This is a genomic window from Mesorhizobium sp. M0030, assembly GCF_040323695.1.
Lineage (GTDB): Bacteria > Pseudomonadota > Alphaproteobacteria > Rhizobiales > Rhizobiaceae > Mesorhizobium.
Map to the genome: position 1 here is coordinate 283,799 of NZ_JAMYVE010000003.1, position 12,464 is coordinate 296,262.

The following is a 12,464-nucleotide window of genomic DNA, read 5'->3' on the forward strand; positions in this document are numbered from 1 at the left end:
CAAGACCGCAAAACGCCCGCTCCAGGGCAAGGCGCAGCCCTCACGACAGCACTTTTGCCTATCGATGTGGCATTTTTGTCATTCCAATATTAGCGAGCAGCCTGTTAGAACACGGACGGGTTTGTTCTATGCTAAGGGGCTAAAATGTTCATTTCTGCTAAATCCGTTCTTCTCGGCGCCGTTTCGGCAATGGCTTTGATATCGGTAGCGCATGCCGCCGATGTTGTGCAGCCGGTGGAAGAACCTGCCGGCTTCAACTGGAGCGGCGCCTATGTCGGCATCGGCGGCGGCTTCGGCGCCACCGTGCACCGCATCAGCGTCGACCCGGTGATCGACTTCAACGGCATCGGCGGCAACGGCGTGTTTGGCGAAATCACCGCCGGCTACGACTACATGGTCTCTGAACGCTTCCTGCTCGGCGGCTTCATCGACGCCAACATCGGGAATATCGGTCCGTCGATCAGCCTTCCGGGCGCTGATATCGACCTGACGAACGCTTATGGCTTCGACGTCGGCTTGCGCGCCGGCTATCTCTTGAACCCCGATACGCTCGGCTATGTGCTCGGCGGCTACACCTGGAATCATTTCAAGCTGGAAGGGTCCGGAGGTTTGGACGGGCTTGAGTTTACCGAGGATCGTGGCGGCTATGTTCTCGGCGTCGGCATGGAAACCGTGCTGCGCGGCAACTGGACGATTAAGACCGAGTACCGCTACGCCAACTATGGCGACGACTCGGTGGCTGACCTCGGCATTATCGGCGGCCCGGGAACCTCTCTGGATGTCGAGCCGTCCAGCCACACCTTCCACATCGCGGCCAACTACCGCTTCGGCGCCCAGAATGGCGGCGGTGCCTCGTTTGCTGCCCCGACCTACAACTGGACCGGCTTCTATGTCGGCGGCGCGCTTGGTGCCGGCACCGTGGTGCATGACCTGACGCTCGCCAGCGCCCTCGAATTGGATGGCATCGGCGGCGAAGGCGTGTTCGGCGAGGCGAGCATCGGTTACGACCATGATTTCGGCGGCTGGGTCGCCGGCGTTCTGGTCGACGCCCGCTATTCCGGCATACGCTCGAAGCTGGACATTCCGGGTGGGTCGATCAAAGGCGATGCCGACTATGGCTTCGATGCCCTGGCCCGCATCGGCGCCAAGGTCAACGAATCGACGCTGGCCTATGTCCTCGGCGGTTACAGCTGGCAGCATTTCGACCTGCATGCCTCCTCGCCCGTTGGCGACATCATCGACTGGGGCTCGAGCGGCTTCTCGGTCGGCGGCGGCCTGGAAACGGCCGTTTCCAGCAACATGACGCTTGGTCTCGAATACCGCTATTCGCAGTATGAGAAAGAGGATTTCGGGTCGGGCGGCTTCCTCACCGACGAGCCTTCCTTCCAGACCGTTCGCCTCGGCGCGAAGTATAAATTCAACTAAAAAGCCGCTCCGGCAACGGTCGAAGCCCGTCGGTCAATTCCGGCGGGCTTTTTCTTTGCGCAAAATTCCTGGCGCCGGAATTGAACAGGCTGGCGGACAACAAAAAAGCGGAGCCAAAGCCCCGCTTCCTCGGTCATCGAGATCCCCGCCGGTTCATCCGCGGTCGGCAATCCATCGACGCTGGTCTTTTAGCGCGAGAATGCGACGGGAGTACGACAAGTCCCAACCGGCATCGGCGTGAGTCGCCATGGCCGGCGACGATCGCGGTGCTGTGTGAAGTGCTTCACATCCGCCATTCGAAAAGCATGCGCAGACAGAGCTGCCAACTTGACGGCTCGTGCCGTCACACGGTTCCCAACTGCCCGCCAGACCACCGGCGGGCATCTTTTTGTCAGAAACGCTCGATGCGGCACTGATAACAATTGTTGCGCGCCGAGCGGACGTGGACATAGGCGATGTCAGCGCGCTCAAACAGCGTCTCTGCCCGCGCCGCAATGCCGCCAGTCGGAATGACGCCGCCGCTGCCATAGACGATGCGGTCATCCGCACCATAGCCGCGCACGATATAGTCGCTGCTGTCAAGCATCTCTGGAAGCGCTTCCGTCTCGGCTGCGCGTTCGCATTCCTGCGCATGCAGGAAGATCGGTCCTGTCTCGGCGTAAGGCTGCAACGCCGGAAACGGCCGATAGGCCATGATCAGATAGCCATCGCCTTCGGCGACGTTTCTCAGGCAATGCCGGCACGGCACCCCGTCGCCATCTGAAACCTTCCGCTCAGGCGTTTGGCCATAGGCGTCCGCCCCGCCGCGCTGCAGCGCTCTCACATCTTCAGTCGGCAAGGCTTTGAAGTGAACGGTCATGGCTGAATCTCCGGTGTCGTTGACCGGAAAATATGCCGCCGCATAGGTGCTTCCCACCCGATTCCTGCCAAGGCTGCCGGCCATTTCAAGCCGGACTGCTCAGAACCCTGGCTTGATCAGTGGATGAAATCGTCGAAGCGGCGCAGCGTCACCCGGCGATTGCGCCACTTCTCGTCCTGGGTCCGCACGAGCAGGAATTCCTCGCCATGAACGGTCGGTTCGGCCTTCAGTCGGAGAAAGTCACGGCCGCATGACGCTGGCCGAGCGCTCGGCGAACGACAGCGGATGCACGGTCTCCTTCTTTTGCGCCACCGGCGCAAAACCGAGCTTCTGGTAGAGCGGCAAGGCAGCCGGATGGTCGAGCGTGCAGGTCTGCACCGTCACCCGTTTCGGCCCATACGACCATGCTGCGGCGATCGCCGCACCGAGGAACCAACGGCCGATGCCTTGCCCGGTCGCATGTTCCATCATGCCGAAATAAGCGAGTTCGACTTCCTCTGGCAAATGCGGCTTGAGGTCGAAGAACCCGGCCGGCGCGCCGTCGAGATAAAGCACCCTGATGTCGCGGTCCTCGCGGTGGATGCCGGCGGCAAGCTCGTCATCGTCCAGCCTCAGCACATTAACCCAATGCCATTTGCGCCCGACCCGATCCATCAGATAACGGTAGAAATGCAGCGGAATGTCCTTGGTCCTGAGCAGCGCAATCTGCCTGTTGTAGGGCAAGGGCGGCGAATAGGCCGGCGGCACATGCATTTCCAGAAACGTGACGGTGACCTCGATGTCGTCCAGCGCGCCGTTTTCCATCGCCATCATCCCTTGCCCGTCACCACGGGCGTGTCTGCCAGCCCGCCCCATTCCGTCCATGAGCCGTCATAGAGTCGGTTGTCGGTGTGACTGAGCGTCTCCAGCGCCAGAGTGACCACAGCCGCAGTTATGCCGGAACCGCAAGAGGTGACGACCGGTTTCGACAGATCGATACCGGCATCCTCAACGGCCTTGCGCAACTGGTCCTTCGACAACAGCGCGCCATCCTGTGACAGCGCCGAATAAGGCAAATTGTGCGCGCCGGGCATGTGGCCGGAGCGAACACCCGCGCGGGGCTCTGGCTCGGCGCCGGTGAAGCGGCCCGCGCCTCGGGCGTCCGCAATCTGGCTCTCGCCAGTCTCGACGATGCGGCGCATGTCGGCAAGGCTGGCGACGCGAGCGGCATCGAAATCGGCATGAAACACATTCGGCGCGATCTTGGTCGGCTCCGCCGTCACCGGCCGGCCCGCCGCCTTCCAGCGGTCGAAGCCGCCGTCGAGCACATAGACCTGGAACACGCCCATGACGCGGAACATCCACCAGGCGCGCGGCGCCGAGAAGAAACCCGGACCGTCATAGACGACAATGGTGTCGTCGGCCGAAATTCCCATGGCGCCGACATATTGCGCGAAATGCTGTGGCGAGGGCAGCGTGTGCGGCAGCTTGGCATCAGGATCGGAGGCCGCATCATGATCGAAGAATCGCGCGCCCGGAATATGCGCAGCCTCATACTCGGCGCGCGCATCGCGCTTCTGCGCCGGCAGATACCAGGATGCATCGACGATCGTCAGGCCGGGCTCGCCAAGACGGCTCTGCAACCAGTCCGCATCGACGGTGAAAGGGCTGTCATCGGCCATTGTTCTTCTCCTGCTCCGCCTTGGCGAGGCATTGCTTCCTGTTGACCATGATCGTCCCCGAAAACCGGCTTCCACTTTTCGGGATCATGGTTCGTTCAAGCTACCGGCGGCGGTCCGAAGCGAATGCGAAAACGCCGGTTTTCGCGGCCCTTCTTCTCGATCTTGCCGATATGGATTTCACCGACTTCGCCGGTGCTTTTGACATGGGTGCCGCCGCAGGGCTGGCTGTCGATCGAAGCGTTGTCGCCGATGCAGACCAGGCGGATCTTGCCGGTGCCGGCGGGCGGCCGGACATTCTTGGATTTCACCAGGCCAGGATTGGCTGCCAGTTCCTCGTCGGTGATCAGCCTGATGAAGATCGGATGATCGGCTCGCACCAGTTCCATCAGCCCGGCGGTGACGTCTTCCCTGGTGAAGCCGGCATCGGGAGCGTCGAAGTCGACGCGGCTGTCATCTTCGGAAACCGCAGCACCGGTAATCGGAAACGGACAGACTACGGTGAGCAAATGGCAAGCTGCGTGCATGCGCATCAGGAGATGCCGCCGCTCCCAGCCGATGGCGAGTTTCACCCGCTCGCCGACCTCGGGTGCCGGTTGCTCCGGCGCCGGCACATGGATGATCTCGTCCTTGGTCTCGCCGGTGATGGTGGCGGCAATGGCGATGCGGCTGCCGTCGGCGCGCTCTAATGTGCCGGTATCGCCAGGCTGGCCGCCCGATGTGGCATAGAAGATGGTCCGGTCGAGAATGATGCCGCCGCGCTCGTTGATGGCGACAACAGTGGCGTCAGCCGCTCTGAGATAGGCGTCGTCGCGAAACAGCGCTTCTGTTCTGTGCGCCATCAGGCGACCTTCTCATACGGCACCGGAATTGTGCTGCGCTCATCCATCCAGCCCGGCACCGGCAGGTTCTTCTCGCGCAGGAATTCCGGGTTGAACAGCTTCGACTGGTAGCGCGTGCCATAGTCGGCAAGGATGGTCACGATGGTGTGGCCGGGGCCAAGCTCGCGCGCCAGCCGTATCGCGCCGGCAATGTTGATGCCGGTCGAACCGCCGACGCACAGGCCTTCTTCCTGGATCAGGTCGAAGACGATCGGCAGCGCTTCCTCGTCCGGCACCTGGAACGAGAAGTCCGGCGTGAACCCATCGAGATTTGCCGTGATGCGCCCCTGCCCTATCCCTTCGGTGATCGAGCTGCCGTCGGACTTCAATTCGCCACTCGTGTAGAAGGAATAGAGCGCCGCACCTAGCGGATCGGCGAGCGCGATCTTGACGTTGCTGCTCCTGGCCTTCAGCCCGAATGCGACGCCGGCCAGCGTTCCGCCCGAACCCACCGCCGAGACGAAACCGTCGACCTTGCCGCCGGTCTGCGTCCAGATTTCTTCCGCCGTGGTGCGGATATGGCCGTCGCGATTGGCAACGTTGTCGAACTGGTTGGCCCAGATCGCGCCGTTCGGCTCCGACCTCGCCATCTGCTCGGCCAACCGCCCCGACAGTTTCACGTAATTGTTGGGGTTCTTGTAAGGCACCGCCGGCACCTCGATCAGCTCGGCGCCAAGCAGCTTGATCGTGTCCTTCTTTTCCTGGCTCTGGGTGTCGGGAATAACGATCACTGTGCGATAGCCCAGCGCCTTGGCAACCAGCGTCAGGCCGATGCCGGTATTGCCTGCCGTGCCTTCGACGATGACCCCGCCCGGCTTCAACAGCCCGCGCTGTTCGGCGTCGCGGATGATGAACAGGCCTGCGCGATCCTTGACCGACTGGCCGGGGTTCATGAACTCGGCCTTGCCCAGGATTTCGCAGCCGGTCTGCTCCGAGGCCTTGTTGAGGCGGATCAGGGGCGTGTTGCCGATCGCTTCGATCACAGAACGGGGCATCCGGGATTCCTTATGTAGCTGCGGCGAGACCCTAGAAACCCGAAGCTTGCGTTTCAAGGCAAGAATTCGCCTGGTCCAGTCGCATTTCGGGCACTGCAATCTCCCGCGGCCGGACAACGCGCGATGACGATCATTTCAACCAGTACGGAAAAGCGCTCTTTTCATTCGATTTTTTCACCGCTAGAGCACTAATGACAGATCGGCAGGGCGCAGAATGACACTTTACCGGGCCAACCCGAAGCACGGCGTCGCCTGGATAACCGGCGGCAGCAGCGGCATCGGCCGTGCGCTGGCAAAGGACCTCGCGGCAAAGGGCTTTGTCGTCGCGGTCACCGCACTCGACGGCGACCCACTCGACGCGCTCATCGTCGAGACTGCGCAGATGCCGGGACGTGTCGTCGCCTACCCTTGCGACGTCACCGATGAGCCGCGCATGGCAAGCACGGTGGCGGCGATCGAAAAGGAGCTCGGCCCGATCGTGCTCGCCGTCTTCAACGCCGGCAACTACATCGCCACGCCCGGCGAAGACCTCAGGGTCCGCGACTTTCGCCAGACCTTCGAGGTCAACTATTTCGGTATCATCAATGGCCTCGTCCCACTCATGGAGCGCATGCGCATCCGTGCGCGCGGCCATATCGTGCTTGTCGGGTCGGTCACCGCCTATTTCGGCTGGCCGACCACGGCGGCCTATGGCGGCTCGAAGGCGGCGATCAACATCCTGGCCGAGTCGCTGAAATACGATTTCGACAAGATGAATGTCCGCATCCAGGTGATGAATCCGGGCTTCATCGACACGCCGTTGACCGAAAAGAACATGCTGCCGATGCCGGGACTGATGCCGGTCAACCGCGCCTCGCGACGCATGCTGCGCGGCATCGAGCATGGCGGCTTCGAGGTTACCTTCCCTCACCGGCTGAGCTGGGGGCTGAAGCTGCTGGCACTGCTGCCAAGGCCAGTCTGCCGGTGGTTCATCAGCACGGCGACCCGCTGGACAGGGCGGCCGCTGAATTTCGACCGCAAGCCGCCGAACGAATAGCTGTCCACAGCCCGGCTGTTGCCTGACTGCACCGGCCGCCATAGGCTTTAGAATTGTTGTGGTGTCTGAGATGGGGCGACGGATCGTGCTTGCGGTGCTGGGCGTCGTCATCATCCTTGTCCTGGCCTTCCTGCTTGGTCCGCGCGTTCCCGTCGACACCACGATCCATTTCGATGACAAAGTGATCGGCGACGACCCGCAAGCGTATGTCGCGCGCGAAGAGGCTGCCGTGCCCAAAGTCCGCGACGGGCTCGAGAAAGAAATCATCTGGGCCGATCCGATGGTTCACGCCAGGACGCCATTGGCGATCGTCTATATCCATGGCTTTTCGGCATCGAAGGGCGAGGTTCGCCCGCTGGCCGACGAGGTCGCCGACCAACTCGACGCCAACCTTTTCTACACCCGCCTCACCGGTCATGGGCAGGACGGCGCCGCTATGGCGCAAGGCAGCGTCAATGCCTGGATCAATGACTATGAGGAGGCGCTCGCCATCGGCCGGGCCATCGGCGACAAGGTGATCGTCGTCGGCACCTCGACCGGTGGCTCGCTGGCGGCATGGGCGGCGACTGAGCCTGGCGCATCGGACGGCGTCGCTGCAATCGCATTCATCTCGCCGAATTTTGGCATCAGGGCTTCAGGCGCCGAGCTGCTGACCATGCCCTGGGGCAGGCAGATCGCCGAGTTCGTCGGCGGCAAGGAGCGCAGCTTTCCGACCCGCAACGCGCTGCACGAGAAATTCTGGACGCACACCTATCCAATGGCGGCCGTGCTACCGATGGCGGCGCTGACCAACCTTGCCTACGCAGCGCCTGTGGAGAAGGCAACCATACCGGCGCTGTTCATCTTCTCGGATTCCGACAAGGTGGTGCGCCAGGATCGCACCCGCGAAATCGCCGGCCGCTGGGGTGCACCGCATGAACTGGTGCCCGTCGACGACAATGGCGATCCCGACGACCACGTCATTGCCGGCGACGCGCTGTCGCCCTCGACCACGGCTTTCCTGGCGCAGCGGATCGTCGTCTGGGTCAAGGCAATTACCGGGCAGCCCTAAACGAAAAGGACGGCCGAAGCATTGCCCCGGCCGTCCTCATATACAATCGTCAGCAATCAAGCCAGGCTCGACGAGCCTGACCGGTTCGTCTGATCACGCAGCCCGCGCCGCGGGCCGCTTGCCGCCGAAGCGGCGCTTGTTGTTGCCCTTGAAGGCCTTGGCGCCTTCCGGCTTGCGCTCGCTTGCACCCGCAAAGGCCGGCTTGTCACCAAAACGCTTCTTGGCGAAGCCGTTGTTCTGGCCACCGGGCCGCCTGCCGTCGCGACGGCCATTGCGGTCGTTGCGATCGTTGGCGGGCTCGAAGCGCTCGTTCTTTTCGGCCGGATTGCGCACCGGATCCGGGCTGCCGAGATGGTCGGCAACGATCGGCAGCTTGCTGCGGATGATGCGCTCGACCTGACGCAGCTTGCTGTTTTCGGAAGGATCGCAAAGCGTGATGGCGATGCCGTCCATGCCGTTACGGCCGGTACGGCCGATGCGGTGGACATAGCTTTCGGCCTCATCCGGCAGATCGAAATTCACCACATGGCTGATGCCGGGGACGTCGATGCCGCGCGCCGCGATATCGGTCGCCACAAGAATGCGCACCGAGCCCTCGCGGAAATCGTTGAGCGCCTTCTGGCGGGCGTTCTGCGACTTGTTGCCGTGGATGACGGCGGCCTTGAAGCCGTCGCGCTCGAGGTCCTTGGTCACCCGGTCGGCGCCATGCTTGGTGCGCGAGAAGATGATGACGGACTTCATCGCTTCGTCGGCGAGCATCGTCGACAGCACCTGGCGCTTCTGCTTGGTGCGGGCAAAGACAACGCCCTGCACGATTTCGGCAGCAGCGGTGCTCTGCGGCGCGACTTCGACGCGGATCGGGTTCTTCAACAGGCCCTTCGCCAGTTCGGCGATTTCATTGGGCATGGTGGCCGAGAACAGCACCGTCTGACGGTCGGGCGCGGTCGCCTTGGCGATCCGCTTGACGTCGTTGATGAAGCCCATGTCGAGCATGCGGTCGCCCTCGTCGAGCACCAGCCATTTGGTGTCGGAAAGGATCAGGTCGCCCTCGCGCACCAGGTCGGTCAGGCGGCCGGGCGTGGCGATCAGGATGTCGACGCCGGGCGCAACCTTCTTCACCTGGCTGAAGCGCGAGACGCCGCCAAGCACGAGAGCGGTTGAGACATGTGCGCCCTTGGCGAGGATCTTGATGGTGTCCTCGATCTGGACGGCGAGTTCGCGCGTCGGCGCCAGGATCAGCGCACGGGTGGTCTTGGCCCGGCGCTTGGTGCCGAGCGCGATGATCTTCGACAGGATCGGCAGCGCGAAGGCCGCGGTCTTGCCGGAGCCGGTCTGGGCGATGCCGAAGATATCACGGCCTTCCATCTGCGGCGGGATCGCCTGCGTCTGGATCGGCTTCGGCTCGGTGAAGCCGGCGCCATGCGTCGCCTTGAGCAGCGCGCCGGTGATCCCAAGAGCTGCGAAACCGGTAAGGTCCGCAGTGGTGCCGGTCGAGATTGCGTTACCGGCTGAGGTGTTTTCGTTGGTCAAAATAGTCTTCTTTCACGCGGTCTTGGCCGCAAACATCGATGGCGGCAGGGCGCAACCTGCCGTCGAAAAATTTGCTATGAAACGACAAGGCGGGCGGACGGTAACGTCCACTCGGCTGCGCTGTCGTGCCCGCAGGCGTCATGCCACGGGGCTCTTTCGCCACTTCGTGATGTATCGGAAAGAGAGGCCGATATACCGGAAAGAGGGAAAACAGACGCAACCAGTCTCATTTGTCGAGAAGGCCGGAATCTCCGGCCCAAGCGCCTATGGGCTGCATATGGCTGAGTTCGCTCCGGAATGCAAGGGGCCACATGTTGCAGCGCAATAATCGAGGCCGAAAGCGGCGCTTGCACACGCCTGCAGGCATCATTACCACAAATGCAGCTGCCATTTCTGGAGACCGAGCGATGAAGGACGTGCTGAAGGAACTCGAGCGCCGCCGCGAGATCGCCCGCATGGGTGGCGGCCAGGCCCGCATCGACGCCCAGCACAAGAAGGGCAAGCTGACGGCGCGCGAACGTACCGAGGTCTTTCTCGACGAAGGCTCGTTCGAGGAGTTCGACATGTATGTCGAGCATCGCTCGACCGACTTCGGCATGGAGAAGACCAAGATCGCCGGCGACGGCGTCGTCACCGGCTGGGGCACCGTCAACGGCCGTCCGGTCTACCTCTTCGCCAAGGATTTTACCGTGTTCGGCGGTTCGCTGTCGGAGGCGCATGCCGAAAAGGTCATCAAGGTGCAGGAGATGGCGCTGCGCAACCGCGCGCCGATCATCGGCATCTACGACGCCGGGGGCGCCCGCATCCAGGAAGGCGTGGCGGCCCTTGGCGGTTATGCCGAAATCTTCCAGCGCAACGTGCTGGCATCCGGCGTCATTCCGCAGATTTCCGTGATCATGGGCCCGTGCGCCGGCGGCGACGTCTATTCGCCGGCGATGACCGACTTCATCTTCATGGTGCGCGACACCTCCTACATGTTCGTCACCGGGCCGGATGTGGTGAAAACCGTCACCAACGAGACGGTGACGGCCGAGAGCCTTGGCGGCGCGTCCGTCCACACTACGAAATCCTCGATCGCCGACGGCGCCTACGACAATGACGTCGAGGCGCTGTTGCAGATGCGCCGGCTAGTGGATCTTTTGCCCGCGTCAAATACGTCGGAGCTTCCCGAGATCGAATGCTACCAGTCGGTCACCGACCATGACATGTCACTCGATCGGCTGATCCCCGACAACGCCAACAAGCCGTACGACATCAAGGAGCTGATCCTCAAAGTTGCCGACGAAGGCGATTTCTTCGAGATCCAGCAGAACTTTGCCAAGAATATCGTCACCGGCTTTGGCCGCGTCGAAGGCCGCACCGTCGGCTTCGTCGCCAACCAGCCGATGGTGCTGGCCGGCGTGCTCGATTCCGACGCCAGCCGCAAGGCGGCGCGCTTCGTGCGCTTCTGCGACTGTTTCTCCATCCCGATCGTCACCTTCGTCGATGTCCCCGGCTTCCTGCCCGGCACCGCGCAGGAATATGGCGGCTTGATCAAGCACGGCGCAAAACTGCTGTTCGCCTATGCCGAGGCGACCGTGCCGAAGATCACCGTCATCACCCGCAAAGCCTATGGCGGCGCCTATGACGTGATGGCCTCAAAACATCTGCGCGGCGACATGAACTATGCCTGGCCGACGGCGCAGATCGCGGTGATGGGGGCGAGAGGCGCGGTCGAGATCATCTACCGCAAGGACATCGGCGACGCCGAGAAGATCGCAGCCCACACAAAGGCTTACGAAGACCGCTTCCTGTCGCCCTTCGTCGCCGCCGAGCGCGGCTATATCGACGAAGTGATCATGCCGCACTCGACCCGCCGCCGTATTGCCCGCGCGCTGAGGATGCTGCGCAACAAGGACATGCAGAACCCCTGGAAGAAGCACGACAACATCCCGTTGTAACATCCAATGTCGCGACTGATCATCAGCGCCGGTCGGCGGTTTGGCAGGTTCACGGTCCTGTTTTTCGTTGTTCCCGCCCTCGTCATCTTCTGCGTCTGGATGTCCCTGCTCGACAACCATCCGATCTGGTTTATCGCCAGCGGCTTTGTCGTCATGCCGATCGCCACCACGGCCTTGGCATTTCTGTTCGGCACATTGTTTGCGGGCTTCCGACGCAGCAAGATCAAAGGCGTCAGTGAAGCAGAAGCGCCCGGCCTGTGGGCGCTGTGGCGGAGCGTCGCCGGACCGCGCCGTGCTGCGCGCACGGTTGTCATACTAGAGGGCAACCTGAACGCCAGCGTGCGCGAAGAGCGCACGCTTCTCGGCCTTCTCGGCAATCGGCTGTTTCTAACCATTGGCATCCCTCTCCTCGCAGTGACCGATGAAAGAGCGCTTACCGCGATCCTTGCCCATGAGGACGCGCATGTGCGCAACAAGGATACCAATGGCAGCCTCAATCTCGCTGAGTTCGAAAACGGTTTCGGATTTGTCTTCGAGTATGCCCCGCCCGGAACCACGATCACAGGCAGCCTGCTCCACGCCGCTATCGGCTGGCTGTCGCAATCGTTCGAGCGGGAAGAAATCCGGCTTTCGCGCGAAGCGGAGATCAAGGCAGATCGACACGCGGCATCCTCCGGCGACGCCGAGCACGCCGCACGCGCGCTGTTGCTTCTTGCCACGGCAGACGTGCATTTCACGGAGACGGTCTATGACCCTTTGCAGCATGAATTGCGAGGTGCTTTGCGTCCGCCGCGACCGCCGCTCGAGCGCATGCTGGAAGCTGCCGGCCAGCTGCGAGAACCCATTTGCCTCGATGTTTGCGCCCGCAAGGCGTGGGCAAGCCCGGATGACGCAAAGTCCACCCATCCATCATGGGCTCAACGGCTGGCGGCGCTTGGCTACACGGAGCCGCCCGACCTGGACCCGATCGCCGTGACCGCGCTCTCGACGCTGCTGAACTCGAGCGTAGCACAGCGCCACATTTCGGAATTCGACACCAAATGGACTGCGCGGATGGAAGACTATCTCCAGCGCTGAACTGGTGGTCGC

11 protein-coding genes and 1 pseudogene are annotated in these 12,464 nt (G+C 62.5%); 5 read left to right on the top strand and 7 right to left on the bottom strand.

The features are described from left to right. Positions 1-144 precede the first annotated feature (144 nt). Positions 145-1,425: an outer membrane protein gene (locus tag NKJ80_RS08935; protein WP_031215728.1), complete on the top strand. Its 1,281-nt coding sequence runs from the start codon at positions 145-147 to the stop codon at positions 1,423-1,425. Between the two features lie 391 nt (positions 1,426-1,816). Here the strand turns inward: NKJ80_RS08935 and NKJ80_RS08940 are convergent, their stop codons facing one another. From NKJ80_RS08940 to NKJ80_RS08965, 6 genes and pseudogenes are all read right to left on the bottom strand, one after another. Further along, positions 1,817-2,284, bottom strand: coding sequence for a DUF1203 domain-containing protein (locus tag NKJ80_RS08940; protein WP_023688434.1), 468 nt, complete (start codon positions 2,282-2,284; stop codon positions 1,817-1,819). 116 nt (positions 2,285-2,400) lie between these two features. After that, a pseudogene (locus NKJ80_RS08945) lies at positions 2,401-2,505 on the bottom strand (OmpA family protein); the annotation flags it as partial. A 19-nt stretch (positions 2,506-2,524) separates the two neighbouring features. After that, the gene (locus tag NKJ80_RS08950; RefSeq protein ID WP_023682574.1) at positions 2,525-3,088 is read right to left on the bottom strand and encodes a GNAT family N-acetyltransferase; all 564 of its coding nucleotides are present in this window, start codon (positions 3,086-3,088) and stop codon (positions 2,525-2,527) included. A gap of 5 nt (positions 3,089-3,093) precedes the next feature. Continuing rightward, positions 3,094-3,945, bottom strand: coding sequence for a 3-mercaptopyruvate sulfurtransferase (gene sseA, locus NKJ80_RS08955; RefSeq protein ID WP_023710546.1), 852 nt, complete (start codon positions 3,943-3,945; stop codon positions 3,094-3,096). 95 nt (positions 3,946-4,040) lie between these two features. Further along, on the bottom strand, positions 4,041-4,784 hold the full coding sequence (locus NKJ80_RS08960) for an alanyl-tRNA editing protein (RefSeq protein WP_352497453.1): 744 nt from the start codon (positions 4,782-4,784) through the stop codon (positions 4,041-4,043). Next, positions 4,784-5,818 (bottom strand): cysteine synthase A, encoded by a 1,035-nt coding sequence (locus tag NKJ80_RS08965; RefSeq protein ID WP_023672785.1) that lies wholly within the window; start codon positions 5,816-5,818, stop codon positions 4,784-4,786. Before NKJ80_RS08965 ends, NKJ80_RS08960 begins: the two co-directional genes overlap by 1 nt. A 214-nt stretch (positions 5,819-6,032) precedes the next feature. Here NKJ80_RS08965 and NKJ80_RS08970 point away from each other — a divergent pair, with 214 nt between their 5' ends. Both NKJ80_RS08970 and NKJ80_RS08975 read left to right on the top strand, forming a co-directional pair. Continuing rightward, complete coding sequence (locus NKJ80_RS08970) at positions 6,033-6,854, top strand: SDR family oxidoreductase (protein WP_023672784.1); 822 nt, start codon at positions 6,033-6,035, stop codon at positions 6,852-6,854. Positions 6,855-6,924: 70 nt separating this feature from the next. Next, the gene (locus NKJ80_RS08975) at positions 6,925-7,905 is read left to right on the top strand and encodes an alpha/beta hydrolase (RefSeq protein ID WP_023672783.1); all 981 of its coding nucleotides are present in this window, start codon (positions 6,925-6,927) and stop codon (positions 7,903-7,905) included. A gap of 93 nt (positions 7,906-7,998) precedes the next feature. Here the strand turns inward: NKJ80_RS08975 and NKJ80_RS08980 are convergent, their stop codons facing one another. Further along, positions 7,999-9,435, bottom strand: coding sequence for a DEAD/DEAH box helicase (locus tag NKJ80_RS08980; protein WP_023672782.1), 1,437 nt, complete (start codon positions 9,433-9,435; stop codon positions 7,999-8,001). 407 nt (positions 9,436-9,842) lie between these two features. Here NKJ80_RS08980 and NKJ80_RS08985 point away from each other — a divergent pair, with 407 nt between their 5' ends. Further along, on the top strand, positions 9,843-11,375 hold the full coding sequence (locus NKJ80_RS08985; protein WP_023672781.1) for an acyl-CoA carboxylase subunit beta: 1,533 nt from the start codon (positions 9,843-9,845) through the stop codon (positions 11,373-11,375). Positions 11,376-11,381: 6 nt separating this feature from the next. Beyond that, complete coding sequence (locus tag NKJ80_RS08990) at positions 11,382-12,452, top strand: M48 family metallopeptidase (protein WP_352497454.1); 1,071 nt, start codon at positions 11,382-11,384, stop codon at positions 12,450-12,452. Positions 12,453-12,464: the final 12 nt, after the last annotated feature.